The sequence below is a fragment of the Phycicoccus sp. M110.8 genome (genome assembly GCF_032464895.1).
Lineage (GTDB): Bacteria > Actinomycetota > Actinomycetes > Actinomycetales > Dermatophilaceae > Pedococcus.
Map to the genome: position 1 here is coordinate 765615 of NZ_JAWDIC010000001.1, position 25871 is coordinate 791485.

24 protein-coding genes are annotated in these 25871 nt (G+C 71.2%); 13 read left to right on the forward strand and 11 right to left on the reverse strand.

Features of this window, described 5'->3' with window-relative positions:
- Positions 1-68: 68 nt before the first annotated feature.
- The 10 genes from RKE38_RS03605 to RKE38_RS03650 all read left to right on the forward strand — a co-directional run bounded on the left by RKE38_RS03605 (position 69) and on the right by RKE38_RS03650 (position 10820).
- Positions 69-1517 carry an aldehyde dehydrogenase family protein gene (locus tag RKE38_RS03605; RefSeq protein WP_316006079.1) on the forward strand — a complete coding sequence of 483 codons (1449 nt, stop codon included), beginning with the start codon at positions 69-71 and terminating at the stop codon, positions 1515-1517.
- On the forward strand, positions 1514-2434 hold the full coding sequence (locus RKE38_RS03610; protein WP_316006080.1) for an aldehyde dehydrogenase family protein: 921 nt from the start codon (positions 1514-1516) through the stop codon (positions 2432-2434). The genes RKE38_RS03605 and RKE38_RS03610 overlap by 4 nt, the downstream gene beginning before the upstream one ends.
- Complete coding sequence (locus RKE38_RS03615; RefSeq protein WP_316006081.1) at positions 2431-3033, forward strand: ATP-binding protein; 603 nt, start codon at positions 2431-2433, stop codon at positions 3031-3033. Before RKE38_RS03610 ends, RKE38_RS03615 begins: the two co-directional genes overlap by 4 nt.
- Before the next feature lie 99 nt (positions 3034-3132).
- Entirely contained in the window at positions 3133-4362 is a 1230-nt protein-coding gene (locus tag RKE38_RS03620) for a glycerophosphoryl diester phosphodiesterase membrane domain-containing protein (RefSeq protein ID WP_316006082.1), read from the forward strand.
- Positions 4359-5033, forward strand: coding sequence for a DUF4129 domain-containing protein (locus RKE38_RS03625; protein ID WP_316006083.1), 675 nt, complete (start codon positions 4359-4361; stop codon positions 5031-5033). The genes RKE38_RS03620 and RKE38_RS03625 overlap by 4 nt, the downstream gene beginning before the upstream one ends.
- The gene (locus RKE38_RS03630) at positions 5030-6265 is read left to right on the forward strand and encodes a DUF4350 domain-containing protein (protein WP_316006084.1); all 1236 of its coding nucleotides are present in this window, start codon (positions 5030-5032) and stop codon (positions 6263-6265) included. Before RKE38_RS03625 ends, RKE38_RS03630 begins: the two co-directional genes overlap by 4 nt.
- A complete protein-coding gene (locus RKE38_RS03635; protein WP_410055428.1) occupies positions 6262-7350 on the forward strand; it encodes an AAA family ATPase in 1089 nt (362 codons plus the stop codon). Before RKE38_RS03630 ends, RKE38_RS03635 begins: the two co-directional genes overlap by 4 nt.
- A gap of 2 nt (positions 7351-7352) precedes the next feature.
- Positions 7353-8645, forward strand: a complete 1293-nt coding sequence (locus tag RKE38_RS03640) for a DUF58 domain-containing protein (protein WP_316006085.1) — start codon at positions 7353-7355, stop codon at positions 8643-8645.
- 343 nt (positions 8646-8988) lie between these two features.
- The gene (locus RKE38_RS03645; RefSeq protein WP_316006086.1) at positions 8989-9972 is read left to right on the forward strand and encodes a DNA adenine methylase; all 984 of its coding nucleotides are present in this window, start codon (positions 8989-8991) and stop codon (positions 9970-9972) included.
- A 5-nt stretch (positions 9973-9977) separates the two neighbouring features.
- Complete coding sequence (locus tag RKE38_RS03650; RefSeq protein WP_316006087.1) at positions 9978-10820, forward strand: hypothetical protein; 843 nt, start codon at positions 9978-9980, stop codon at positions 10818-10820.
- 116 nt (positions 10821-10936) lie between these two features.
- Here the strand turns inward: RKE38_RS03650 and RKE38_RS03655 are convergent, their stop codons facing one another.
- The 3 genes from RKE38_RS03655 to RKE38_RS03665 form a co-directional block, all read right to left on the reverse strand.
- On the reverse strand, positions 10937-12616 hold the full coding sequence (locus RKE38_RS03655; protein ID WP_316007592.1) for an AIPR family protein: 1680 nt from the start codon (positions 12614-12616) through the stop codon (positions 10937-10939).
- A 164-nt stretch (positions 12617-12780) separates the two neighbouring features.
- Positions 12781-13278, reverse strand: coding sequence for a hypothetical protein (locus tag RKE38_RS03660; protein WP_316006088.1), 498 nt, complete (start codon positions 13276-13278; stop codon positions 12781-12783).
- Between the two features lie 290 nt (positions 13279-13568).
- On the reverse strand, positions 13569-14564 hold the full coding sequence (locus RKE38_RS03665; RefSeq protein WP_316006089.1) for a stage II sporulation protein M: 996 nt from the start codon (positions 14562-14564) through the stop codon (positions 13569-13571).
- Positions 14565-14605: 41 nt separating this feature from the next.
- On the opposite strand from RKE38_RS03665, the gene RKE38_RS03670 reads away from it, so the two are divergent.
- Entirely contained in the window at positions 14606-15508 is a 903-nt protein-coding gene (locus RKE38_RS03670; protein ID WP_316006090.1) for an RDD family protein, read from the forward strand.
- On the opposite strand, the gene RKE38_RS03675 is transcribed toward RKE38_RS03670, so the two are convergent.
- Positions 15487-16608 carry an adenosine deaminase gene (locus RKE38_RS03675; protein ID WP_316007593.1) on the reverse strand — a complete coding sequence of 374 codons (1122 nt, stop codon included), beginning with the start codon at positions 16606-16608 and terminating at the stop codon, positions 15487-15489. The two genes, RKE38_RS03670 and RKE38_RS03675, sit on opposite strands and share 22 nt — an antisense overlap.
- Before the next feature lie 65 nt (positions 16609-16673).
- Positions 16674-17036: a cupin gene (locus RKE38_RS03680; protein ID WP_316006091.1), complete on the reverse strand. Its 363-nt coding sequence runs from the start codon at positions 17034-17036 to the stop codon at positions 16674-16676.
- Between the two features lie 67 nt (positions 17037-17103).
- On the opposite strand from RKE38_RS03680, the gene RKE38_RS03685 reads away from it, so the two are divergent.
- Together RKE38_RS03685 and RKE38_RS03690 are read left to right on the forward strand one after the other, a co-directional pair.
- On the forward strand, positions 17104-17703 hold the full coding sequence (locus tag RKE38_RS03685; protein WP_316006092.1) for a TetR/AcrR family transcriptional regulator: 600 nt from the start codon (positions 17104-17106) through the stop codon (positions 17701-17703).
- A 29-nt stretch (positions 17704-17732) separates the two neighbouring features.
- Positions 17733-18719 carry an alpha/beta hydrolase gene (locus RKE38_RS03690; protein WP_316006093.1) on the forward strand — a complete coding sequence of 329 codons (987 nt, stop codon included), beginning with the start codon at positions 17733-17735 and terminating at the stop codon, positions 18717-18719.
- Here the strand turns inward: RKE38_RS03690 and RKE38_RS03695 are convergent.
- The 6 genes from RKE38_RS03695 to RKE38_RS03720 all read right to left on the reverse strand — a co-directional run bounded on the left by RKE38_RS03695 (position 18700) and on the right by RKE38_RS03720 (position 25859).
- Positions 18700-19989, reverse strand: coding sequence for a thymidine phosphorylase (locus tag RKE38_RS03695; RefSeq protein ID WP_316006094.1), 1290 nt, complete (start codon positions 19987-19989; stop codon positions 18700-18702). The genes RKE38_RS03690 and RKE38_RS03695 overlap by 20 nt on opposite strands.
- A gap of 293 nt (positions 19990-20282) precedes the next feature.
- Positions 20283-21188, reverse strand: coding sequence for a DUF559 domain-containing protein (locus RKE38_RS03700; RefSeq protein ID WP_316006095.1), 906 nt, complete (start codon positions 21186-21188; stop codon positions 20283-20285).
- 180 nt (positions 21189-21368) lie between these two features.
- A complete protein-coding gene (locus RKE38_RS03705; RefSeq protein WP_410055449.1) occupies positions 21369-21749 on the reverse strand; it encodes a cytidine deaminase in 381 nt (126 codons plus the stop codon).
- Between the two features lie 221 nt (positions 21750-21970).
- Positions 21971-23239: an ABC transporter permease gene (locus tag RKE38_RS03710; RefSeq protein ID WP_316006096.1), complete on the reverse strand. Its 1269-nt coding sequence runs from the start codon at positions 23237-23239 to the stop codon at positions 21971-21973.
- A complete protein-coding gene (locus tag RKE38_RS03715; protein ID WP_316006097.1) occupies positions 23236-24351 on the reverse strand; it encodes an ABC transporter permease in 1116 nt (371 codons plus the stop codon). The genes RKE38_RS03710 and RKE38_RS03715 overlap by 4 nt, the downstream gene beginning before the upstream one ends.
- The gene (locus RKE38_RS03720; protein WP_316006098.1) at positions 24348-25859 is read right to left on the reverse strand and encodes an ABC transporter ATP-binding protein; all 1512 of its coding nucleotides are present in this window, start codon (positions 25857-25859) and stop codon (positions 24348-24350) included. Before RKE38_RS03720 ends, RKE38_RS03715 begins: the two co-directional genes overlap by 4 nt.
- Positions 25860-25871 lie beyond the last annotated feature (12 nt).

Here is a 25871-nt window from a genome sequence, read left to right on the forward strand (position 1 = left end):
GCCGCGCCCACCGGCCGCGGCCCCGCCCGTCCATCCTCCATCCGCACCGAACCGAGGACACGAACCCGATGGCCACCTTCGAGTACGCACCGGCACCCGAGTCGCGTGCCGTCGTCGACCTGCAGCCCTCCTACGGGCTGTTCATCGACGGCGAGTTCACGCAGTCCCAGGGCGGGTCGGCGTTCAAGTCGACCAACCCCGCCACCGAGGAGGTCCTCGCCGAGGTCACCGAGGCGAGCGAGGCCGACGTCGACCGCGCCGTCGCCGCGGCCCGGCGTGCGTACGAGCGCGTCTGGAGCCGGATGTCCGGCGCCGACCGCGGCAAGTACCTCTTCCGCATCGCGCGCATCCTGCAGGAGCGCGCCCGCGAGTTCGCGGTGCTCGAGAGCCTCGACAACGGCAAGCCGATCAAGGAGAGCCGCGACGTCGACGTCCCGCTCGCGGCGGCGCACTTCTTCTACCACGCGGGCTGGGCCGACAAGCTCGACTACGCCGGCCTCGGCACCAACCCCCGGCCCCACGGCGTCGTCGGCCAGGTCATCCCGTGGAACTTCCCGCTGCTCATGCTGGCGTGGAAGATCGCCCCCGCGCTGGCCACCGGCAACACCGTGGTCATCAAGCCGGCCGAGACCACTCCCCTGTCGGCGCTGCTCTTCGCCGAGGTCCTCCAGCAGGCCGAGCTGCCGCCGGGCGTCGTCAACATCGTCACTGGCGCCGGCGCCACGGGCCAGGCGATCGTCGACCACCCGGGCATCGACAAGCTCGCGTTCACCGGCTCGACCGGCGTCGGCAAGATGATCGCCCGCTCGATCGCCGGCACCCGCAAGAAGGCCACCCTCGAGCTGGGCGGCAAGGCCGCGAACATCATCTTCGACGACGCCCCCATCGACCAGGCCGTCGAGGGCATAGTCAACGGCATCTTCTTCAACCAGGGCCACGTCTGCTGCGCCGGGTCGCGGCTGCTCGTCCAGGAGTCCATCGCCGACGAGGTCGACAAGCGGCTCAAGCGCCGCCTGGCCACCCTGCGCGTCGGCGACCCGCTCGACAAGAACACCGACGTGGGCGCGATCAACTCCCGCGCCCAGCTCGACCGCATCACCGAGCTGACCGCGGTCGGCGAGGCCGAGGGCGCGGAGCGCTGGGACAACGGCTGCGAGCTGCCCAGCAAGGGGTTCTGGTTCCGCCCGACCGTCTTCACCGGCGTCAGCCAGACCCACCGGATCGCCCAGGAGGAGATCTTCGGGCCGGTCCTGTCGGTGCTGACCTTCCGCACGCCGCACGAGGCCGTGGCCAAGGCGAACAACACCCCGTACGGCCTGTCCGCCGGCATCTGGACCGAGAAGGGCTCGCGCATCCTCTGGATGGCCGACCAGCTCCGCGCCGGTGTCGTCTGGGCCAACACTTTCAACAAGTTCGACCCGACCAGCCCCTTCGGCGGCTACAAGGAGTCCGGCTACGGCCGCGAGGGCGGGCGCCACGGCCTGTCCGCCTACGTCACGACGGGAGACGCCAAGTGAGCCCCACCGCCCAGAGGTCCGCCGCCGCGGACACCCGCCTGGACGTCCGCAAGACCTACAAGCTCTACATCGGCGGCAAGTTCCCCCGCTCGGAGTCCGGCCGCTCCTACGAGGTCGTCGACTCCCGCGGCCGGTTCCTCGCCAATGCCGCGCAGGGCTCGCGCAAGGACGCCCGTGACGCCGTCGTCGCAGCGCGTGGCGCGTTCGCCGGCTGGGCCGGCGCCACGGCATACAACCGCGGGCAGGTGCTCTATCGCATCGCCGAGGTGATGGAGGGGCGTCGCGCCCAGTTCGTCGCCGAGGTGCGCGCCGGCGAGGGCGTCACCGAACGCCGCGCGGAGGCGCTGGTGAGCGCGTCCATCGACCGCTGGGTCTGGTATGCCGGGTGGGCCGACAAGCTCGCGCAGGTCCTCGGCGGGCTCAACCCCGTGGCCGGCCCGTACTTCGACATCTCGGCACCCGAGCCGACCGGGGTCGTGGGAGTGCTTGCGCCGCAACGGTCCTCGCTGCTCGGCCTCGTCTCGGTCCTCGCGCCGGTCATCGTCTCGGGCAACACCGCGGTGGTGCTCACCAGCGAGCTGCGGCCGCTGCCGGCGATCACCCTGTCCGAGGCGCTGGCGACCTCCGACGTCCCCGGTGGCGTCGTCAACCTCATCACGGGCCGCACCGCCGAGGTCGCCCCGTGGATCGCCTCGCACCGCGACGTCAACGCGATCGACCTCTCCGGCGCGGCGGACGCCGACGGCGTGAGCTGGGGCGACCTCGAGCTCGCCGCCGCGGAGAATCTCAAGCGGGTCGTGCGCCCGGCCGGTGAGGGCACCGAGGCTGTCGAGCCCGACTGGACCCGCGAGCCCGACCTGTCCCGCGTCACCGCCTTCCTCGAGACCAAGACGGTCTGGCACCCCAAGGGCCGTTGACCGCGGCCCGCGTCGTCGTCCTTGCCGGCCCCAGCGGGGCCGGCAAGTCGCGCCTCGCCGCCCGGCTGCACGACGCGCACGGGTGGCCGATCGTCCGGCTCGACGACTTCTACCGCGACGAGGACGACCCGGCGATGCCGCGCTCAGCCGAGCTCGGCATCGTCGACTGGGACCACCCCGACTCGTGGAACCGCGAGGCGGCGGTCGTCGCCCTCGAGACGCTCGTCGCCACCGGGTCGGTCTCGACCCCGGTCTACGACATCGGCCTCAGCCGGGCCGTCGGGTCGACGGTCGTCACCGCGGGACCGGACGACCTGGTCCTCACCGAGGGCATCTTCGCCGCCGAGATCATCGCCGACCTGCGCGAGCGCGGGCTGCTCGCCGGCGCGTACTGCGTCCACCACCACCGGGCGCTGACCTTCGCCTGGCGCCTGCTTCGCGACCTGTCCGAGCGGCGCAAGCCCCCGTGGACACTGGTGCGCCGCGGGCTCGCGCTGATGCGGGACGAGCCGCGGGTGGTCGCCCGCCAGGAGGCCCTGGGCGCCCTCCCGGCCCGGGCCAGCGAGCTCGAGCCGCTGCTGTCCGCCCTGGCCCACTGAGGCGTCCGGCCTGACGCGGTGCCCGAACGCCTCCGGGAACGGCTGCGGAGTTGGTAGGTTCGCAGCACGCACGGGGTGGAGCAGGAGGGGGCAGGTCGGATGACGCAACCCGCGGGCGGCAACGGGAGTGCCGCGACGCCCGGCTGGTCCGCGCCCGGTGCACCCCCGCCACCCGGTGCCGCCTCCACGCCCAGCGCTGCCTCCACGCCCGGCGCTCCCTCTGCGCCCGGGGCAGCGTTCCCGCCCGGTGCAGCCGTCCCGCCCGGGATCCCGGCCCCCCAGTACCCGCCGCAGGCGCAGTACCCGCCGCAGGCACCGGCATACGCCGGCAGCGGGGCGCCCGGCAACGCACTCCCCGCGGCCCACTGGTCCTCGGCCCTCACCGCGCACAAGCCGGGCATCATCCCGCTGCGGCCGCTGGGGCTCGGCGACATGATCGAGGGCGGCTTCGCGGCGATGCGGCGCAACCCGCGCACCTTCTTCGGGCTGGCGCTGCTCGTGACACTCGCCGTCGTGGTCCTGCTCGGCGCCCTGGGCGCCCTCGGCTACCTCGCCGCGACCACGCTCGGCGGCTCCGCCAGCGACGCCGTGCTCGCGGTGGGCGCCGTCGGCGGCCTCACCCTGCTCTACGCGCTCAGCGCGGTCACCGGGGTCGTCCTCACCGGCATGCTGTCCTACCCCGTCGGGGAGGCGGTCCTCGGCCGCAAGCCCACGACCGGTGAGGTGTGGCGGCACACGCGCCGGATGATCCCCCGGCTCACCGGGCTCTGCCTGCTCCTGCTGGTCCCCGTCGTCGCCGTCTTCGGCGGGCTCATCGCGCTGGTCGTCCTGGCGTTCAGCCGTGGCTCGGACGCCGGTGGGGTCGTGGCGCTGCTCGCGGTGTTCGTCGCGGTGGGGCTCACCGCGTACGTCACGATCCGCCTGGTGCTGGCCACACCGGCGCTCGTGCTGGAGGACCTCGGCGTCGTGGCGTCGCTCAAGCGGTCGTGGCAGCTGACCGACGGGCGCTTCTGGCGCACCCTCGGCGTGCTCATCGTGACGGGCCTGCTCGTCGGGATCGTCCAGCAGGTGCTGGGATTCGGCTTCCAGTTCGCCGGGATGGCGCTCGGGTTCGGCCTGGTGTCAACGACGCACGGCGACCCCAACGGCCCCCTCCTGGCGATTGTCACCGTCGGCACCTCGGTGCTCGGCGCGGGACTGGCGGCCCTGCTCACCCAGCCGTTCTCGGCGGCCGTCTCCGCCCTGCTCTACACCGACGCGCGCATCCGGGCCGAGGGCTTCGACCTCGCCCTGGCCCGCGCGGTCTCCGGCGCCCCGGTGGGTCTGTGACCCTGTCGGCCCTCGCCGCGCTGCCCGCCCGGCTCGACCCCGGCAACGACGAGGCCCGGGCGTGGCTGCGCAAGGAGCTGTCCGACCCGGTCTACCGCGACACCCGCGACCCGCTCCAGCGGGCGCTCGACGCCTTCGGCCGGTGGCTCTCAGACCTGCTCAGCGGGGTCCACGGCTCGTCGAACCCGCTGCCGTCGGTGGCCGCCGGCGTCGTGGCGGTGCTGCTGCTGGTGCTCGGGCTCGTCGCCCTCCGGTACGTGCGCCGCACCGCGCGCCGCGCCGACGACAGCCCCCTGCCGGTGCTCGGCACCGAGGCGCTCACCGCTGCCGAGTACCGCGCCCGGGCCACCCGCGCGCTGGACGAGGGCCGGTATGCCGCGTGCGTCCTCGATGCCGTGCGCGCGGTCGCGGCCGGTGCCGTCGAGCGGACCCTCCTGCAGGACGCTCCATCGCTCACCGCCCACGAGATCGCCGCGCGCCTCGGCCCCGTCTTCCCGCCGCACGCGACCAGCCTGCGGGCGGCCGCCGACCTGTTCGACGCGGTGGCGTACGGCGAGGCGTCCGCGTCGCGGGAGGAGGCCGCCGAGCTGCTGCGGCTGGAGCGGGCGGTGTCCGCCGCCCGTCCGGAGCGTGTGGATCGCGAGCCCGTCAGCGCGGTGGTGCTGCCGTGACGCTGCAGGTGTGGGAGCGCGCGGCGGCGCACGAGGCCACGCGGGACGCCGCCTCGCCGTCGCCGAGCGGTGGCGAGGCACCTCCTCGCGGCCGGCGACGCTGGCGCGGGCGGCTCCTCTGGGCCGCGGCGGTCCTGGCGGCGCTGGCACTGGTCGCGATCGCCGTGCAGGTGGGGCTCACCCGGTCGGCCCACCGTGGCCAGGAGCTCGACCCCCAGAACGCCGGCCCCGAGGGCGCGCGCGCCGTGGCCCGGGTCGTCGACGACCACGGCACGCGGGTGCGGGTCGTCCGCAACGAGGGCGCCTTCGACGGTGCCGAGGTCGACGGCGGCACCACCGTGGTGGTGACCCGCACGGACGCGCTGTCCGCCGAGACCGCCCGCTCGATGCTCGACCACGCCCGCGGCGCCCGGCGACTGGTGCTCGTCGGTCCAAGCCGGTTCCTGTTGCGCGAGCTCGAGCTGCCCGTCTCCCCCGCCGCGGCCGCGAGCGCCCCGCGGGTCGTACGCGCGGGGTGCACGCTGGACGGCCTCTCCCCCACCGACACCGTCGCCGGTGGCGCCGACCTCTACACGGCCGATGCCCCCGGGGCTACGTCGTGCTTCACCGTCGGCGACGGCTCGGGGCTCGTGGCCCTGCCACCGTCCGGCGGACGCCCCGAGGTCGTGGTCCTCGGCGCCACGGACCTGCTGCGGAACGACTCCATCACCCGGTTCGACGCCGCGGGCGTGGCCGTGCGGCTGCTCGCCCGGGGCGACTCCGTGGTCTGGTACGTCCCGTCGTACCTCGACATCACCAGCAGCGACACCACTGCCACCTCGGAGGTCCCGAAGGCCGTCGCTCCCTTGGCGTTCCTCGCGCTGTGGGCGTTGCTGGTGCTGATGATCTGGCGGGGTCGACGGTTCGGGCCGCTGGTGACCGAGCCGCTGCCCGCCGTGGTCAAGGCGATCGAGACCACCCAGAGCCGCGGCCGGCTCTACCGCAAGGCGGGTGACGCCGGACGCGCCGGAGAAGCGCTGCGTGCCCGGGCCGTCCGCCGGCTCGCTGCAAGGCTCGGCCTGCCCACCGGCGCCTCTGCCACAGCCGTGGCCGCGGCCGCGGCCGAGGCCACCGGGCAGGACCCGGTCCTCGTCACCGCCACCCTCGCCGGACCCGCCCCCACGTCGGAGTCGGCCCTCGTCGACCTTGCCCACGACCTGTCGCAACTCGAGAAGGATGTGCGCCGCGCATGACCGACCACCCGACCTCTCCAGCCCCGTCCACCGGGACCGGCGCCGCCCCGATGGGCGCCGCCCCGATGGGCGCCGCCCCGTCGGGCGCCCCGGCGGCATACGCATCTCACCCCATGGGTGGGCGGGACGAGAGCGACGAGCGCGCCCGTGCCGCGCTCATGGCGGTGCGCACCGAGGTGGGCAAGGCCGTCGTGGGCCAGGACGCGGCCGTCGCGGGCATCCTCATCGCGCTGCTGTGCCGCGGGCACATCCTGCTCGAGGGGGTGCCGGGCGTGGCCAAGACCCTGCTGGTCCGCAGTGTCGCCGCCGCCCTGGACGTGCAGACCAAGCGCGTGCAGTTCACCCCCGACCTCATGCCGGGCGACGTCACCGGGTCGCTGGTCTACGACAACGCCACGTCGGAGTTCTCGTTCCGCGAGGGGCCGGTCTTCACCAACCTCCTGCTGGCCGACGAGATCAACCGGACGCCCCCCAAGACGCAGGCGTCCCTGCTCGAGGCGATGGAGGAGCGCCAGGTCTCCGTCGACGGCACCCCGCGCCGGCTGCCGACCCCGTTCCTCGTGGCCGCCACCCAGAACCCGGTCGAGTACGAGGGCACCTACCCGCTGCCCGAGGCCCAGCTCGACCGCTTCCTGCTCAAGGCCGTCCTGCCGCTGCCGCCGCGCGAGGACGAGATCTCGGTCATCAGCCGCCACGCGGCCGGCTTCGACCCCAGGGACCTGGCGGCGGCCGGGCTGCGCGCGGTCGCGAGCGCCGAGGACGTCGAGGCCGGTGCGGCGCGGGTCCGGCACGTGCAGGTGAGCCCGGAGGTCGCGGCATACATCGTCGACATCGCCCGGGCGACGCGGAGCTCACCGTCCCTGTCTCTCGGGGTGAGCCCGCGCGGCGCCACCGCGCTGCTCGCCACGAGCCGCGCCTGGGCCTGGCTCAACGGCCGCACCTTCGTCACCCCGGACGACGTGAAGTCGCTGGCGCAGGCGACGCTCGCCCACCGCCTGTCGCTGCGTCCCGAGGCCGAGCTCGAGGGCGTCGCCGTGTCGGCCGTGCTCGACGCCGCCATCGGCTCGGTGCCGGTCCCCCGCTGACCGTGTTCGTCACCGGCCGTCTGCTCGCGCTCGTGCTCCTGGGAGCCGTGCCCGTCCTCGTGCGCCCGGACACCACCACGGTCTGGGTGTGGGTCGGGGTGTGCCTGGTCGCGGCCGCGCTCGACCTCTCGCTCACCGGCTCGCCGCGTGCGGTGCGGCTCGACCGTATGCCGGTCGCGCCCGTCCGGCTGGGTGAGGGCACATCCACGACGCTGCTCGTGGACAACCCGGGGAGCCGACGGTTCCGCGGCTCCCTGCGCGACGCGTGGCAGCCGTCTGCGGGGGCCACCGGCACGCGCCACCGCCTCTCGGTCCCAGCCGGCGAGCGCAGGCAGGTGACCACACCCTTGCTGCCGACCCGGCGCGGCGACCGGCTCGCCGACCGCGTGACACTGCGCCGGCTGGGGCCGCTCGGCCTCGCCGGGCGTCAGGCGTCGGTCGTCGTCCCCGGCCACGTCCGTGCGCTGCCGCCGTTCCACTCCCGCAAGCACCTGCCGTCGCGGCTGGCCCGGCTGCGCCAGCTCGACGGCCGTTCGGCGGTGCGCACCCGCGGTCAGGGCACGGAGTTCGACTCGCTGCGCGACTACGTCGACGGCGACGACGTGCGCAGCATCGACTGGCGCGCCACGGCCCGGCGCCGCACCACCGTGGTGCGCACCTGGCAGCCCGAGAAGGACCGCCACATCATCCTCGTGCTCGACACGTCACGGACGTCGGCAGGCCGGGTCGGCGACGTGCCGCGCCTCGACTCCGCCATGGATGCCGCGCTGCTGCTCGCGGCCCTGGCCTCCCGGGCGGGCGACCGTGTCGACCTCGTCGCGGGCGACCGACGGGTACACCGCAAGGTCGTCGGGGCCAGCCGCACCGAGCTGCTCCCGGACCTCGTGACCGCGATGGCCCCGCTCGAGCCGGCCCTCGTGGAGGCCGACTGGCCGCTGCTCGTCTCGGAGGTCTCGCGGGTGAGCCGCCAGCGCGGCCTGGTGGTGCTGCTGACGCCGCTCGAGCCGTCGGCCGTGGAGGAGTCCCTCCTCGCCCCGCTGTCCGTCCTCGCGCAGCGCCACCGCGTGGTGCTCGCCTCGGTGTCGGACCCGGCGCTCACCGCGATGGTGGAGTCACACGAGGACGGCCGCGCGGCCTACGACGCCGCCGCCGCAGCGCGGACGATCGCGCTGCGCGAGCGCACCGGGGCGGCGCTCGGGCGGCTGGGGGTCGACGTCCTCGACGCCGACCCCGAGCAGCTGCCCGTCGCCCTCGCCGACCACTACCTCCTGCTCAAGTCCCGCGGCCTGCTTTGAGTGGACCTTGCCTGTTAGCAGTCGGGATCCAGCAGAGGGAGGCGGCGACACGGCACCTGGGGCCCATCACTCCGCCCACTATGCGCCGCATCTCATACCTAATGTCACACCTCGGAGACGGTCCGCACGAGCCGCTTCACTCGCCATACCCCGCGAGCGAGAACCTCATCGAACGTGAGGACCTTGACGAGCCCAACTGGGCGCCCGAAACTGGCCCCTCCTCCGGAGCGCCAAGCAGTGCCCTGTCAGCCTGGTCAGGCAGACTACGACCGTGCCCGTTGAGCCGACGACCCCAGCTGCCGCGGCAGCCCGGGCTGCCGCCATCTTTCCCCGAGTCCGATGGATGGGCTCCAAATACAAGCTCCTGCCGCATCTGGCTGAAGCGTTCGCGGACGTAGGCGGCAATACCGCCCTCGACGCCTTCTCCGGCAGCGGGGTCGTGTCGTATCTGCTCAAGCAACAGGGATACAGCGTCCACTCAAACGACTACCTGGGCTTCCCTGGCATCGTCGCTCAGGCCTCAGTCGTTAACCAGACCGTCAAACTCACCGCGACCGACATCGCGCGCATCACGGGGCCTGCCGCTGACGACCGCGATTTCATCCGCCGAACGTTCGAAGGCATCTACTACACGCCCGGCGACCTGGAGTTCCTCGATGCGGCGTGGTCCCACATCGCGACAATGCGTGGCCACAAGAGGAACCTAGCTGTAGCTTCCCTGTGCCTCGCAGCCGCTCGGAAGCAGCCACGTGGGGTGTTCACTATTTCGGGCGATCTGTCGCACTACGACGACGGCCGGCGCGACCTACGGATGTCGCTTCGTGAGCATTTCGTTGCGCGGGCCGCAGACTACAACGCGGCGGTTTTCAAAGCGGGCGCTGGCCACGAGGTCACGAGCGTCGAGGTCGCGGACTTGGAGTCGCGCCGATACGACGTTGTTTACTTGGACCCACCGTACGCGCCCCCGACAGACGACAACGACTACACGAAACGCTTCCACTTCCTCGAGGGCCTAAGCCGCTATTGGGTCGGCGACACGATCATGGCTCAGACGAAGACGCACAAACTTCCGAAGCGCGTCACAAAGTTCTCTTCAAAGCGGACCATCGAAGAGGGCTTCCGCGACCTGTTCAAGCGGTTTCACGACTCGACCCTCGTCCTCTCCTACTCATCGAACGCACTTCCTGACCGGGAAACTCTTCTAGGGTTGCTGCGTGAGTTCAAAGACGACGTGGAGGTGCGGGTCATTCCGCACACTTACCACTACGGCACGCACAGCACTGCCGAACGCCGCAAGGTCGACGAGTATCTGTTCATCGGACGCTGAGCATTGTGGCTGACAACCCCGAAATGCTCGCGTACCTCGCGCGACTCCAGAAACTGACAGCGCACGTCGACCCAACCATCTCGACGCCTGCAAGCAATGAAATCAAGTTCGCGGCCTGGTCCCTCGGAGCGCTTTCCGTCATTGACCGAGCGTCCCTGACAGCATGGGCACAGAACAGGCCCAAGGACGTGTACACGCTGGGCCTGGTTGTCGGCCTATCGCAGGAGAAGCTGAAAAACCTAGTGCGCGCCGAGTTCAATACGGCGTCATGGGTCAAGGCAGCCAAGGACGACGCCGCCGCGCTGATCGCTTGGCTGGACGACACGTTCAACCTCGTTGCGTCACTGAACGCGCAACGGTTCGCCTCGTACACGTTCGCTGACGTCCTGATCGCCCGCGGCACTAGCCGCACTGCTGCAACGTCTGCCGGCGTGGCCGGCAAGCTCATCGAAGATGCGGTCGAAGACATCGTGAAGGGCCTTGGACTGCCTTACGCGATGCGCGGACGGTTCACTGGCCGCAATGGCGAGACCGGCCCGGCCGACCTCGTCATCCCCGACTTTCCGAACGCAAAGATCACGGTTGCATGCAAGGGTTTCGATTCGACCGGCTCCAAACTCACTGCCGCGGTCACCGAAGTCGAGGCAATGGCGCAGGTCCGTTACGCCGACCAGTACGTGTTTGGGGTTGTCGACGGTATCGGCTGGAATGGTCGACGGGGCGACTTCCGCCGCATGTTCGCCCTGGCTGAGTCGGGCCGAATTGACGGGCTGTACACCCTCGCCGACTTGCCACGGTTCGAGACGGCCCTAGTGGCTGCAGCACAGCGGGTTGGCCTGCTGCCGTAGCATTCTCACCCAAGAGGTCACGCCTAACGCACTTAGACATCAACGGTGCGTCTGACCCCGCATGAGGGCAGGTTCCGCAGACCCATCCTGGACCGAATGACACGTGCTCCTTCGACTCAAGAGTGCGTGACTGCGAGACACTGCTTCGCGACATCCGCACAGCGGGTCGCGTTCTTGAAGAGGCTTGCGAGGTAATTGCCGCCATAGGACTTCCCGACAACCCGGACAGCATCGTCGTACCGGTCCTTCACCTTGCTCGAAATTCCAGCCAGCACTTTCGCAAAGTCGGCTTCGTCGCCCACGGTGACGCCTGCGCCCAGATCCTGGAAGATGATATGCGCGAGAAGCCTGTTGCCATGGACGCCGATTTGACGATCCCTGCCGGTGCGCCGGCTCTGCTCCTTCAAGAGGCACGCATCGATCTCTCGAAGTGTTCGTACGTATCGCCAAAGGTGCGGTCCCGACGTGCTGGAGTTGAACAGCCGCCGGTACTGAGAGCCTCCCTTCGGTGATTCGGCTCCAACCCAGAGGCGACCGATCTCTCTCTTGGCCTGGACCGCGAGTTCCGAGGATGGGTCTGCACATGCCAACGCAACCGTGGCCTCGACCACCGTCAAGCCGGTGGCGGCGGGCGGACTCGGCTCACCGCTCTTGATGACGTATGTAATTCCATCGATCGCGAGCTCTTCGCGAATGCGCACCTGTTCCTTGTCAAGCGCTACGAAGTCTCGACGCTCTACGCGGTTCTGAGTGTTCGTTCCACGAGTTACCTCGGATGCAAAGTCGTCAGGACAGTTCTCGAGGGAGATAAAGCGAACCGTCACACGAGCGTCGGCCACATAGTCTGCATCCTCGGCCGCGGCCTCAGCAATGCACCCTACAGTCTGCGCACCGTTAACGACCGAGACGCCAACGAACTCGAACTGGCCCGACTTTTTCATCGTCGCCCCGGCGGCAGCCTTGCGGACGCTCTCGCACAACACAGTGATGCCGTTGTTTAGGTACCAGAAACGCTCAGGAGTGTTTCGTAGCGTGTTCATGAGCGAGGCATTGACTTCTGACGATCGGCCCAAGAACTCACGCAAGTTCTTATCGAACAGCGATGTCTTGTAGGTGGCATACCAATCTGCGATCTCCGCTGCGTCCACCTGCCCGTAGTACGCGGAATACGGGTCTTGTGTGTACCCCCAGTCGTGCAGCGTCACGCGGAGGTCAGGCTGAGCTCCCCGCACGCCTCTGCGTAGAAAACCGTGCAGCTCCGCTTGGGTCAGACTTTCAAAAGATGCCGTCTCAATCGGGTCGTTCACGTCCAGCAGGAGGTCGTCAATGATCTCGCGACCTTCCTTCGCGAGCGGGCTCGACCCCGTGTGCGCCAGTACGAGTATGAACTTGACCTCTGGGTCGCTTAGCGCAGCCTCGATGTCACTCTGTTTCGCCTGCAGCTTCGTGTTGAAGCGACTGAACTCTGCGTTCACTAGATCTTCGAAGCCCTTGACGAACTTGTGAATGTCGCCTGTAGCAGCGGAACCAGTTCCGTTGACGCTCCACTTACTCTGAACCAGATAGACAGTGCTATTCGTGGCGTCAATATGGATCGCGTCGACGCCATTGTCGCCAAAGTCATCGACCACGGACGCAGCCGCCTCAGCCTCTGTACAGCCGGAGAGTTCCTCAACACTCCACGCCGCCAAGCCCCTGGTGCGCAAGGCCATCTCGGGGTCCTTGGCGTCGCTCGTGTCGATCTTGCCCCGATACTTATCGAGGATCCGTGCTTCGATCTGGTTTAGCTGGATCATGCCCACGCGGCGACCCTAGTCGATCCAGTTACGGCCGGGGCGCAGTCAAGCGAACCGGTCGGAGCCCGCGTCATTCCGCCGGGAACCGCACGGACTGCCGCATTCACAGTCGGGATTGAAAGGCAGCTCACTGGAGGATCTCCCAGTGGGACGTTGGGGTTCACTTATCGAATGGATGCATCCGGGACTGCGGCCCCATCCCGAAAGAGACCCGCGATCACCTCGAAGCTGGTTCGCAGGGCCGGAGCGGTCATCCCGAGTGACCAGACCTGTTGGTAGGTGGGGTGGCTGAAGCGGTTCCGCAGATCCCTGCCGATATCCAGGAAGGACCGCATGTCGTCTGTGATGAGTCCAGCCGCGTGGGCTCGGGATATGAGACCGGCGAAGTTCTCCGATCGCTTGGCACCTAGTCGCAAGCGAAGGGCCGACTCGACTGCAAGGAGGGCGGTTGACACGGCGACAGCGCCGAACTCCCAGACCAGCAGCGAGTGCGTGTAAAGCTGACGAGCCACGTGTAGCTGGTGTTCGATCGCCTCGGGGATGTGAGGACTAGATGCCCACCGATCGGCGACTTCTTCGAGATCCGCCCTGACGAGCGGCCTGAAGCCGTCGCTTGTGCGGACGACCACTGTTGCCGCTCGTGGGTCTATTGAGTAGTCCATAGGGCAATCATCGTCGCGCAGTCCGTCGCGAATGGCTCATTCCGCCACTAATAGCGTGGCCGCGCGGTCAGCGACGTCCGTGCCCGGCCATCACTCCTGAGGCTCGATCAATAGAAGCTGGTGGCCCCGCCGGTTGGGCAGCGCTCGGAGATTCGTGGTCAAGCCCTCGGCCCGAGGTGACCGCCGGCGACGGTGACACGTCGGGTCGCCGCGGGCTCACGGCATACGCGCTGCGCCCGGTGGACGGACGCGCTCGAGCTTCGCCTGCCCCAGGCCGAGGCCGGCCGGCGTCAGCCGGCGACGGGCACGTCGAAGCCGCGCTCGGCCTCGGCGAGGTCACCGGTCTCGCCGCGGTGGTGGGCCCACCGGCCGAGGGTGAAGACGTAGGCGAAGAACGCCCCCTCGGCGAGCAGGCCGATGCCGATCCGCGCCCAGGTGGGCAGACCGGACGGCGTCACGAATGCCTCGATCAGCCCGGACACGAGCAGCAGCACGACGAGCCCGAGCGACACCCCCAGGGCGGCACGCCCCTCCGCCGCCAGCGCCCGCACGCGCGAGCGCGGACCCGGCGACACCCACGCCCAGAACAGCCGCAGCCCCACCCCGGCCGCCACGAAGACGCAGGTGAGCTCGAGCATCCCGTGGGGCAGGATCAGCCCGAAGAACAGGTCGCCCCGCCCGTGCCGCACCATGATCGAGCCGACGACCGCGACGTTGAGCACGTTGGTCACGAGCAGGAAGACCACCGGCAGGCAGAAGACGCCGAGGGCCACACACAGGGCGGCGAGCCAGAAGTTGTTGGTCCACACGTGGAGCGCGAACGACGTCGCGGCGTACTCGCTGTAGTAGCTGGCGAAGTCGTCGTTGACGAGCTGGTCGATCTCCTGCGGCGTCGCGAACGAGCTCTCGACGCGGGGGTGGTCGAGCAGCCACCATCCGATGACGAACGCGAGGACGACGTTGACCACCAGGACGGTGAGCCACCACCAGCGCATCCGGTACAGCGCAGCGGGGAACGACACGGCGGCGAATCGCCCGGCGTCCGACCACGACAGCGTCCGGGTGCCGGCCGACCGCGAGCGCGCACGGGCGAGCAGCATCGACAGGTAGCCGACGAGCGAGGCGTCGGGCGCGGTCGAGCGGATCATCGACAGGTGCGTCGCGACGCGCTGGTACCGGTCGAGGATCTCGTCCGCGTCCGCCCCGGTCAGCCGTCGCTGCCCGGTCAGCTCGTCGAGCCGTTCCCATTCCCCCCGGTGGGCGGCCACGAAGGCGTCCAGGTCCACATCGGCCACCCTAGCCGCCGGCCGCCGTTACAGTGGCCGACATGAGCAGCAGCACCGTGGGGGTCGGTGCGGACGACCTGGTGACGGGTGAGGCCGTCGCCCTGGACCTGCCGAGCGCGGGCATCGGGCTGCGCATCGTCTCCGGCCTCATCGACTACGTGCTCGGGATGCTCGTCCTCATCGGGCTGCAGATCGGGGCCGACGCGGTGTTCGGCGGCGTCGACGACGCCCTCACCCTGGCCATGACGACGCTGGCGACCATCGCGGCCCTCGTGGCGCTGCCCACGACGTTCGAGACGCTCACCCGCGGCAAGACCCTCGGGCACCTGGCGCTGGGACTGCGGACCGTGCGCGACGACGCCGGCCCGATCCGCTTCCGGCAGGCCCTGACCCGGGCGATGCTCGGCGTGGTCGAGGTGTACGGGTGCAGCGGCGTCCCCGCGCTCGTGTCCGCCGCCGTGTCGTCGCGCGGCAAGCGCCTCGGGGACCTCCTCGCCGGCACGTACGTCGTGCGCGACCGGCAGCGGATCAAGCTGACGCCGCCCACCCCCATGCCGCCGCAGCTCGCTGGCTGGGCGGCCACCGCGGACCTCGCGCCCCTGCCCGACCAGCTGGCCGTCGCCGTCCGCCAGTTCCTCGCGCGGGCGCACACGTTCGCCCCGCCCGTGCGCGAGCAGCTCGGCGCCCGACTGCTCGACGAGGCGCGCCCCTACGTCGCACCCGCACCGCCCCCCGGCCACCACGCCGAGTACGTCCTCATGGCGATGCTCGCCGAGCGCCGCACCCGCGACGCCGACCGGCTGGCCCGCGAGGCCCGTCTGCGCGAGCGGCTCCTGCCACCCGACCCCGTGGGCGGCGTCGCCTCCCAGCCGCCGTCGCCCATCCCCTCCTGGGGGACGGGCCCCGGCGGCGCGACGACCGGTCAGCCCAGCAGCTCGGCGTAACCCGGCTTCACGACGTCGTCGATGATGGCGAGCCGCTCGTCGAACGGGATGAACGCGGACTTCATCGCGTTGATGGTGACCCAGCGCAGGTCCTCCAGCGACCAGCCGGCCTCCGCGACGAGCAGCCCCATCTCCCGGCTCATCGACGTGCCGCTCATGAGCCGGTTGTCGGTGTTGACGGTGACGCGGAACCGCAGCCGCTTCAGCAACGAGATCGGGTGCAGCGCAACGGATTCCGCTGCCCCGGTCTGGACGTTGCTGCTCGGGCACATCTCGAGCGGGATGCGCATGTCCCTGACGTATGCCGCGAGCCGGCCCAGGTGCACGTCGGCCGGGTCTGCGGCGATCGCCGCCGCGACGTCGTCGCCGAAGGGACGGCCCTTCACCATGAGGTCGTCGACGATGCGGACGCCGTGCCCGAGCCGGTCGGCGCCGCACCACTGGATCGCCTCCCAGATGCTCGGCAGCCCGAAGGCCTCACCGGCGTGGATGGTGAAGTGCGCGTTCTCCCGGCGCAGGTACTCGAACGCGTCGAGGTGGCGGGTGGGCGGGAACCCGGCCTCGGCCCCGGCGATGTCGAAACCGGCGACCCCGCGGTCCCGGTAGCGGACGGCGAGCTCGGCGATCTCGGTGCTCTTGGCGGCGTGCCGCATCGCGGTGAGCAGCGCGGTGACCCGGATTGGGTTGCCCGCCTCCGCCGCCTCCTGCTCCCCCTCCCGGAAGCCGGCGTTGACCGCCTCAACGACGTCCTCGAGCTCGAGCCCCTGCGTGAGGTGCTGCTCCGGGGCGTACCGGCTCTCGGCATACACCACACCGTCCGCGGCGAGGTCGACGACGCACTCACGGGCGACCCGGCGCAGGCCGTCGGCGGTCTGCATGATGGCCAGGGTGTGGTCGAAGGTCTCGAGGTAGCGCACGAGCGAGCCCGAGTCCGCGCTCTCGCGGAACCAGTCGCCGAGCGCCTCGGCGTCGCCCGCCGGCAGGCCGGCATACCCGACCTCGTCGGCGATCTCGAGGATCGTCTGCGGTCGCAGGCCGCCGTCGAGGTGGTCGTGCAGCAGCGCCTTGGGGGCGCGGGCGATCCGCTCCTCGGTGGTCAGCGCAGCGGTCCCGGCCTCGGCGTCCTGGCCGTCCGCGTCGTCCTTGCCGTCCTTGCGCCCGAAGATCACGCGCCCTCCTCCTCGCGGTTGACCGTGTCGGGTGAGAACGCCGGCAGGCAGACGGCGACGTACTCGGCGCCCTCCGGGCCGGTGGAGTAGCGGATCCGCTCCCCCGCCCGGGTCATGACGCTCTGCCCCGCCTCGACCCGCAGCTGACCGCCGTCGTGGTCGACGAGGACGGCGCCGGCGAGGACCAGGGTGTACTCGTCGAAGGCCGGCGCCTGGAACGGCTCGGTCCAGTCGGCCGGGGCCTTCATGTGGGCGATCGAGACGCCCTCGGAGCCGGTGTTCACCCGGCCCACGTGTTCGTCGATGACCTTGCCGCCGGGGACGGGGATGGTGGTGGGGGACGCGATCAGCTCTGGCACGAGCCCACCCTAGTGCGTGACCTGTCGGGGCCTTGCTGAATCCGAACGGTCGTGCTTTTATGTGTCGGTGAGCAAGGGCGAGGAGACCCGCGAGGCGGTGCTGGCCGAGGCGCTGGCCCAGTCGAGCCGGGTCGGCCTGCGGGGCATCACCATCGGCAGCCTCGCCGACTCCCTGGGGATGTCCAAGAGCGGGCTGTTCTCGCACTTCGGCTCCAAGGAGGGCCTGCAGACCGCGGTCCTCGAGTTCGCCGCCGACCACTTCGCCCGGCTGGTGATCCGTCCTGCGCTGCGCGAGGCCCGCGGCGAGCCCCGCCTGCGCATGCTGTTCGAGCGCTGGCTCGGCTGGGGCGGGTACAGCGACTACGCCCTACCCGGCGGCTGCATCTTCGTCTCCGTCGCAAGCGAGTTCGACGACGAACCGGACACCCCCGTGCGGGACAGGGTCGTCACGACCGAGCGCGACCTCCTCGACACCATCGAGACCATCGTCCGCGGCGGCGTCGCCGAGGGCCAGTTCAGCGAGGACACCGACGCCGCCGCGTTCGCCCAGGACATGCTGTCGATCGTCCTCGGCTACAACTTCTCCGCCCGGCTGCTGCGCGACGACGCCGCAGCTGAGCGCGCCCGGGCGGCCTTCGACCGCCTGCTCGACCACATCCGCGCCTGACCTCCGGGCCACCTCCTCGAGGAGCTGTCATGTCGGCAGAAAAAAGCACGATCGATCGTTTTGGTATGCCGGGTGGCGCCGCTCTGGTGGCCGCACCCCGAGTGGCGACACCGCGGCGCGCGCGCCGCAGGAGCCCGCTGGCCACCTCCTCGCTGCTCCCCGTGGTCTTCCGGCAGCTTGAGCGCACGCCCTCGGTCGGCGGCTGGCTCGCCGAGCGGCTCTGGTTCCGCCTGCCCGCGGCACCTCCCGCGGCCGAGCGCGAGCGCCGGACCCCGCCTGGGGGCGAGCCGTTCGAGACCGCCTGGTCCGGGGGCGTGGTCCGCGGCCGGGTCTACGGCGACCGGGGCCTGCCCACGGCATACCTCGTCCACGGCTGGGGTGGCTGGTGGCAGCAGCTGTCCGCCCACGTGCAGCCCCTGCTCGACCGCGGGCTGTGCGTCGTGGCGTTCGACGCGCCCAGCCACGGCGGCTCGGACGCGGGCCGCTTCGGCGGCCGGTCGACCACGTTCGTCGAGATGGGCGAGGCGCTCGCCGCGGTGGCAGCCGACTTCGGGCGACCGGCCGTGGTCGTCGCGCACTCCGCCGGGGCGATGGCGACCCTGCTGGCCATCGACGCCGGCCTCGACGTCGAGGCGCTGGCCCTGCTCGCTCCACCCATCTCGGTGGCGCCGATCCAGCGCTTCGTCGCGACGTCCCTGGGTGTCGGGCCGCGGTCGGAACGGGTCATGCGCGCCCGCGCCGAGCGCCGCGTGGGCCTGCCGATGCAGGCCCTCGACCTCGTCGACCTCGCCTCACGCCAGCGTTCCCTCCCCCGGCTCCTCGTGGTGCACGACCGCCACGACCGGGAGGCACCGTTCGCGGGCGCGGTCGAGCTCGTCACCGCGTGGCACGGCGCCCGGCTGGTGGTCACCGAGCGCCTCGGTCACCACCGGGTCATGTGGCACCCGGACGCGGTCGCCCGCGTCGCGGCCCTGGGCGGTGACGCCGCCGAGGGGGTCAGGCGATCCGCTCGATGACCAGCGGCAGCAGGTCGGGGCGGGAGCCCTCGGGGGCGATGGTGAAGGCTCCGTCGAGCACGTCGAGGGCGCGCTCGAACTTCTCCGGGGTGTCGGTGTGCAGCGTCAGCAGCTTCTCGCCGCCGCGGACCACGGCACCGGGCTTGGCGTGCATCTCGACGCCGGCGCCGGCCTGCACCGGGTCCTCCTTGCGGGCCCGGCCGGCCCCGAGGCGCCAGGCCGCGACGCCGACCTTGTAGGCGTCGAGCTCGGTGAGCACGCCGTCGGCCGGGGCAAGCACCTCGTGCGTCTCCTGCGCGACCGGCAGCTCGGCGTCGGGGTCGCCGCCTTGCGCGCGAATCATCGCCTTCCACGTGTCCATCGCCCTGCCGTCCTTGAGGGCGTCGGCCGGGTCCACGTCGTCCCGTCCCGCCGCAGCCAGCATCTCGCGGGCCAGCGCCAGGGTGAGCTCGACGACGTCCTCGGGGCCGCCGCCGGCCAGCACCTCGACCGACTCCCGGACCTCGAGCGCGTTGCCCGCGGTCAGGCCGAGCGGGACCTGCATGTTCGTGAGCAGGGCGACCGTGTTGACCCCCGCGTCGGTGCCGAGGTCGACCATCGTGCGGGCGAGCTCGCGGGCGTCCTCGACCGTCTTCATGAAGGCGCCGCTGCCGACCTTGACGTCGAGCACCAGCGCGCCCGTGCCCTCGGCGATCTTCTTGCTCATGATCGAGGAGGCGATGAGCGGGATCGCCTCGACCGTGCCCGTGACGTCGCGCAGCGCGTAGAGCTTCTTGTCCGCCGGGGCCAGGCCCGCGCCGGCCGCGCAGATCACAGCGCCGACGTCCTCGAGCTGGCGCATCATCTCGTCGTTGCTGAGCGCGGCCCGCCACCCGGGGACCGACTCGAGCTTGTCCAGGGTGCCGCCGGTGTGGCCGAGCCCGCGGCCCGACAGCTGCGGCACCGCGACGCCGCAGGCGGCCACGAGCGGAGCCAGCGGCAGGGTGATCTTGTCGCCGACGCCGCCGGTCGAGTGCTTGTCGGCCGTGGGGCGCGACAGCGAGGAGAAGTCCATCCGCTCACCCGACGCGATCATCGCCGCGGTCCAGCGGGAGATCTCACGCCGGTTCATGCCGTTGAGCAGGATCGCCATGGCCAGGCTCGACATCTGCTCGTCGGCGACGACCCCGCGGGTGTACGCGTCGATCACCCAGTCGATCTGCGCGTCCGACAGCTCCTGCTTGCCACGCTTGGTGATGATGACGTCGACGGCGTCGAAGGACTCGCTCATGGGGCTCATCGTGTCAGACGCGTGGCCGCCGCCGACACAGGGCGACAGGCGCCGGTTTCGCCACGACTCGCCCCCGACCGCCGGGCCCGAGGGCGATTCCTGACGTTTCCGGCGCGAGCCGCCCCCGACGGATCGCAGCCGGGGCGAGATCTGACACTTGCGGCGCGAGTCGCCCTCGACCAGTGGGACCCGGGGCGACTCCCGACGTTTCCGGCACGAGTCGCCCCGCCCACTGCAACCGGACGTATGCCGCGCGCGTCGGCGCGGCATACCTCAGCGTGCGGGGGTGGCCGTCAGACGCCCGAGAAGTGCAGGCGCCACTCGTCCGACGTCACCCGAACGGTGCGCCCCTGGGCGGCCAGCGCCGCCACCACCCTGGCAAGGGTGCGCTCGGGCTCCCGGTAGACACCCTTGGCGAGGACGACCACGATCCGCCAGCCCTCGGCATCCAGCTCCTCGCGGCGCTCGACGTCGCGTTCCCACTGCCGCTGCGACTCGGCGTGCTGGCGTCCGTCGTACTCGACCGCCAGCCTCAGCTCGGGGTACGACAGGTCGTACCGACGCACCCACCGACCCCACTCGTCGTGCTCGATGTGGTTGACGACCGGCTCGGGCAGCCCGGCCAGCACGAGCAGCATCCGCAGCCGGGACTCCATCGGCGAGTCCACTCCCGCGCGCACGAGGCCGGCCGCCCGCCGAGCCATCGCCGCGTGCCGCCCACGCATGGCGTCGGCGGCGGCCACGAGAGCGTCGGGAGTCGTGCGACCGCGCCCGACGAGCGAGTCGCCGAGCACGACGAGGTCGACCAGCCCCAGCTCGCCGGCCAGGTCGACGAACGTGTCCTCGGCGGTCGTGACGGGCAGCCCCCCGATCCGGGCGAGCCGGCGCCTGCCCGAGCGCACGCGCGTGGTCACGCCCGGCACCCGAAGCCGACCGCTGGGGACGTTCAGGTGCACCCTGGTCTCGTGGGGGACGATGCCGCCCAGGAGCTCCGCGGCCGTCCAGCACGCGGCAACCGAGCCCTTGGGGGCGAGTCGCAGGGCCGCCAGAGCGCGCACCCGGGTGTCGAGCGGCACGTCGCGTCGCACGTACACCCCGCGGAAGACGCGCTGCACCTGCGGTCCGCGCAGGACCTTGTCGCTCAGCCGCGCACCGAGGGCCTCCGCTCGGGTGAACACCCGGGGCAGGCCGTCGTCCATCGCTCCAGCGTGGCGGACGCGGCGACGTGGGCCGGCGTTGTCCACAGGGGCGATCCGTGCCGTTTCCGCCACGAGTCGCCCCCTGCCGGCCGAGAGCAAGGCGATTCGTGCCGGTTACGGCACGAATCGTCCTCGAGGGCCCAGGCGGAAGGCGCGGGTCAGGCGCGGGTCAGGCGCGGGTCAGGCGGGGTGGTCGGCGACGGCTGCGGCTGCTGCGGCGGCGGTGAGGTTGTCGGGGCCGAACGCCTGCGGCAGCACCTCGCGCATCGGCAGCACGCCCTCGGGGGTGAGCAGCAGGCACTCGGGGCCACCGTTCTCCCACAGCAGCTGGCGGCACCGGCCGCAGGGCATGAGCGGCTGCCCGTCGCCACCGACGCACGACACCGCGACGAGCCGGCCGCCGCCGCTGGCGTGCAGCGAGGAGACCATGCCGCACTCGGCGCAGAGCCCCACTCCGTATGCCGCGTTCTCGACGTTGCAGCCCACCACGACGCGGCCGTCGTCCACGATGCCGGCGACGCCCACCGGGAACCCGGAGTACGGCGCGTACGCCTTGCGCATGATCGCGACGGCCTGCTCGCGCAGGACCTCCCAGTCGATGTGCTCGGCGCCGTGGGGGCTGCCGTGGACCGGAGCCGGGGCGTGCCCGCCATCCGGGGACGCCCCGGACTCGTGGGCGCCGACCGGGGACGCCCCGGACTCGTGGGAGCCGGCCGCCGACGCACCCGACGTCGTCGCGGCGTCGGGCCCGCCGGCATACCCCTCGTGCTCGGTGCCCGGCACTAGGCCCCCTCGCCCTTGCGGTAGATCTGGCCGTCGGCGGCCGGCATCCGCAGCCGCTGCGAGGCGAACGCGAGGACCAGCAGCGTCGTGACGTACGGCGTCGTGCCGGTCAGCTCGGCCGGCACGGCGTCGGCGGCGAAGTACCACCAGGCGACGAGCACGCCCACGACGAGCGCCAGGATCCCCTGCACGAGCCGGCGGTTGCGCACGATCTGCCACACGCCGACGGCCACGAGGATGACGGCGAACAGCAGCAGGAACGCGTGCACCGTCGCGCCACCGCGCAGCTGCACCGCGTCGGTGTAGCCGAACAGGGCCGCGCCGCTGAGCAGGCCGCCGGGCCGCCAGTTGCCGAAGATCATGGCCGCGAGGCCGATGTAGCCGCGGCCGCCGGTCTGGCCGTCGCGGTAGATGTTCGCGGCGACGAGGGCGAGGAACCCGCCACCGAGGCCGGCGAGGCCACCGGAGACCAGCACGGCGAGGAACTTGTACCGGAGCACGTGCACGCCGAGCGACTCCGCTGCCACCGGCGACTCGCCGACCGACCGCAGCCGCAGCCCGAACGGCGTGCGCCACAGCACCCACCACGTCCCCACGAACAGCAGCACCGCGATGATCGTCAGGATCGACAGGTTGGTGCACAGCGCCCGCAGCACGGCGGCGAGGTCGCTGACGAAGAACCAGTTCTTGCGCTCGATGTCGCCGAGCCCGTCGGAGACCCCCGGCAGCGTGAACGCCGGCAGGTCCTTGATCGGCGGCGACTGCGTCGGGCCACCGCCGGGCAGCCCGCTGAAGAACCGGGCGGCGAGGTACTTGGCCACGCCGAGCCCGACGATGTTGATGGCAACACCCGAGACGATGTGGTCGACCCCGAACGTCACGGTGGCGACGGCGTGGATGAGGCCGCCGAGCATGCCCATGAGGATCGCGCCGACGACGCCCATCCACGGACCCATGTGGTACCCGAAGAAGCCGGCCCCCCACGTGCCGAGGATCATCATGCCCTCGAGGCCGATGTTGACCACGCCCGCGCGCTCGGACCACAGGCCACCGAGGCCCGCGAGCCCGATCGGGACCGCGAGCCCGATGGCCGCGGCCAGGGCGCCCGAGGAGGCGATGTCGTCGGCACCCGTGACCACCCGCAGCACCGCGATGACGGCGAGGACGCCCACCGCGACGACGGCATACTCGCGCAGGCCGTAGCGGCGCCGCTTCGGCGCGCCGGCCGTCACCGGCTTGGTGCCGACCTCGAGACCTGCGGCGCTCATGCCGGGGCTCCTTCCGTCGCCGGGGCCTTGGGCTGGGCGGCCAGCTCCCGGGACACGCGCTGCTGCTCGAGGCGCTTGTCGGTGCGGCGGATCAGCTCGTAGGCGATGACGACCGCGAAGAGGATGACGCCCTGGATGATGAAGACGATCTCCTGGGCCACGCCCGCGGTGATCTGCAGGGCATTGGACTGGATGTCGAGGAACGCCCACAGCACCGACGCGAACGCGATGCCGACGGCGTTGTTGCGGCCAAGCAGGGCGATGGCGATGCCGGCGAACCCGAGGCCGGACTGGAACGTGGTGCCGTAGTTGTGGTCCTGCCCGAACAGCAGTGGCATGCCGATGAGCCCGGCGAGCGCGCCCGACGCGATCATCGCCGTCATCACCATCCGCGGGACCTTGACGCCGCTGGCGACGGCCGCGGTCTCGGACCGGCCGGTGGCGCGCAGGTCGAAGCCGAACCGCGTCTTGCCGAGCACGAACCAGTAGGCCAGCCCGACGAGGATCGCGAGCACGATCAGCGTGTAGACGCGGTTGGTCGCACCCGGGATGAGCTTCAGGCCCTGGAGCTGGGAGGAGTCGGGGATCGTCTTGGTGTTGACCGCGTTGCTCCCCTCCTGCCGGTCGGCGACCTTGAGCAGGAGCCAGCTGACGACGCCGGTGGCGATGGCGTTGAGCATGATCGTGGAGATCACCTCGGAGACGCCGCGCTTGACCTTGAGGTATGCCGCGATGCTGGCCCAGAGGCCGCCGGCCACCATCGCGACGACGATGGACGCGAGGATGTTGAGCCACCCCGGCAGCCACGCCTGGCCGGCGAAGACCGCAGCCGCGAAGACGGCAACGCGGTACTGGCCGTCGACGCCGATGTTGAACAGGTTCATCCGGAAGCCGACCGCCACGGCGACGGCCGACAGGTAGTAGACGGTGGCGGCGTTGACGATCTGCACCGTCTGGCGCGGCTTCGGCACGTGCAGGATCGTCTTCCAGACGTCGCCGACCGGGTCGCCGAAGAGGGCGAGGATGAGCGAGGTGATGACGAAGGCGACGACGAGCGCCAGCACCGGTGCCGCGAGGCCCAACAGGATCCGGCGGGGGTTGAGCCGGTTCATGCGGTCTGCTCCTTCTCGCCGGCGCCGGTCATCGCGGCGCCGAGGTCCTCTGCGGTCACGTGGTCGGGGTCGAAGTCGCCCGAGAGCCTGCCGCGCAGGATCACCCGGATGGTGTCGGAGAGCCCGATGAGCTCCTCGAGGTCGGCGGAGATGAGCAGCACCGCCAGGCCCTCGCGCCGCGCCGCCCGGATGTGGTCCCAGATGCTCGCCTGCGCACCGACGTCGACCCCACGGGTCGGGTGGGCGGCGACGAGCACCTTCGGGTGGTGGCTCATCTCGCGGCCGATGATCAGCTTCTGCTGGTTGCCGCCCGACAGCGACCCGGCGGTCACGAAGATCGACGGGGTGCGCACGTCGTACTCCTTGACGATGCGCTCGGTGTCGGCCTTGGCCGAGGCCGCGTCGATGAGGGCGCCCTTGACGTTGGGTTCCTCGGTCTGGTGGCCGAGGACGCGGTTCTCCCACAGCGGCGCCTCGAGCAGCAGTCCGTGGCGGTGGCGGTCCTCGGGGATGTACCCGACGCCCGCCTCGCGGATCTCGCGAACCCCCCACTCGGAGATGTCGGTGTCGCCGAGGAAGACCTTGCCGGAGGTGGGCTCGCGCATGCCCATGATGACCTCGACCAGCTCGGCCTGGCCGTTGCCCTCGACGCCGGCGATGCCGAGAACCTCGCCGGCGTGGATGGTCAGGGAGATGTCGTCGAGGACCGGGCGCCCGGTGCCGTCGCCGAGGACGAGGTCCTCGACGCGCAGCAGGACCCGGTCGGTGACGGTCGACTCCTCCGTCGTGGGCGACGGGAGCTCGGAGCCGACCATGAGCTCGGCCAGCTGACGGGCGTTGACCGACGCGGGGTCGACCGTGTCGATGGTCGTGCCGCGACGGATCACCGTGATCGAGTCGGCGACGCGCAGCACCTCGTCGAGCTTGTGCGAGATGAACAGGACGGTGAGGCCCTCGTCCTTGAGCTCGGCGAGCTGGTCGAACAGCTCGTCGACCTCCTGCGGCACGAGGACGGCGGTGGGCTCGTCGAGGATGAGGGTCTTGGCGCCGCGGTAGAGGACCTTGAGGATCTCGATGCGCTGGCGCGAGCCGACACCGAGGTCGGCCACGAGGGCGTCGGGGTCGACGTCGAGCTTGTACGCCTGGGAGATGCGGGCGATCTCGCGGCGGGCGCCGTCACCGATGCCGTGCAGCTTCTCGGCGCCGAGGACGACGTTCTCCAGGACGGTGAGGTTGTCGGCCAGCATGAAGTGCTGGAAGACCATGCCGATGCCGGCGGCGATCGCGTCGGAGGGCGAGTGCAGGTCGACGACCGTGCCGTCGACCTTGATCGTGCCCTCGTCGGGGCGCTGGACGCCGTAGAGGATCTTCATCAGGGTCGACTTGCCGGCACCGTTCTCGCCGACGATCGCGTGCACCGTGCCGCGCTGGACGGCGAAGGTGATGTCCTTGTTGGCCACGACGCCGGGAAACCGCTTCGTGATGCCCTCGAGCTCGACGGCGGGCACGCCCGCCGGAGA

Bases quoted from the DNA above. Each gene is read 5' to 3' on its own strand.
- RKE38_RS03645 (WP_316006086.1), top strand. From the start codon at position 8,989: ATGGGCTCCAAATACAAGCTCCTGCCGCATCTGGCTGAAGCGTTCGCG.
- RKE38_RS03635 (WP_410055428.1), top strand. From the start codon at position 6,262: ATGACCGACCACCCGACCTCTCCAGCCCCGTCCACCGGGACCGGCGCC.
- RKE38_RS03700 (WP_316006095.1), bottom strand. From the start codon at position 21,188: ATGGACGACGGCCTGCCCCGGGTGTTCACCCGAGCGGAGGCCCTCGGT.
- RKE38_RS03655 (WP_316007592.1), bottom strand. From the start codon at position 12,616: ATGATCCAGCTAAACCAGATCGAAGCACGGATCCTCGATAAGTATCGG.
- RKE38_RS03690 (WP_316006093.1), top strand. From the start codon at position 17,733: ATGTCGGCAGAAAAAAGCACGATCGATCGTTTTGGTATGCCGGGTGGC.
- RKE38_RS03670 (WP_316006090.1), top strand. From the start codon at position 14,606: ATGAGCAGCAGCACCGTGGGGGTCGGTGCGGACGACCTGGTGACGGGT.
- RKE38_RS03660 (WP_316006088.1), bottom strand. From the start codon at position 13,278: ATGGACTACTCAATAGACCCACGAGCGGCAACAGTGGTCGTCCGCACA.
- RKE38_RS03695 (WP_316006094.1), bottom strand. From the start codon at position 19,989: ATGAGCGAGTCCTTCGACGCCGTCGACGTCATCATCACCAAGCGTGGC.
- RKE38_RS03605 (WP_316006079.1), top strand. From the start codon at position 69: ATGGCCACCTTCGAGTACGCACCGGCACCCGAGTCGCGTGCCGTCGTC.
- RKE38_RS03715 (WP_316006097.1), bottom strand. From the start codon at position 24,351: ATGAACCGGCTCAACCCCCGCCGGATCCTGTTGGGCCTCGCGGCACCG.
- RKE38_RS03710 (WP_316006096.1), bottom strand. From the start codon at position 23,239: ATGAGCGCCGCAGGTCTCGAGGTCGGCACCAAGCCGGTGACGGCCGGC.
- RKE38_RS03620 (WP_316006082.1), top strand. From the start codon at position 3,133: ATGACGCAACCCGCGGGCGGCAACGGGAGTGCCGCGACGCCCGGCTGG.
- RKE38_RS03705 (WP_410055449.1), bottom strand. From the start codon at position 21,749: ATGCGCAAGGCGTACGCGCCGTACTCCGGGTTCCCGGTGGGCGTCGCC.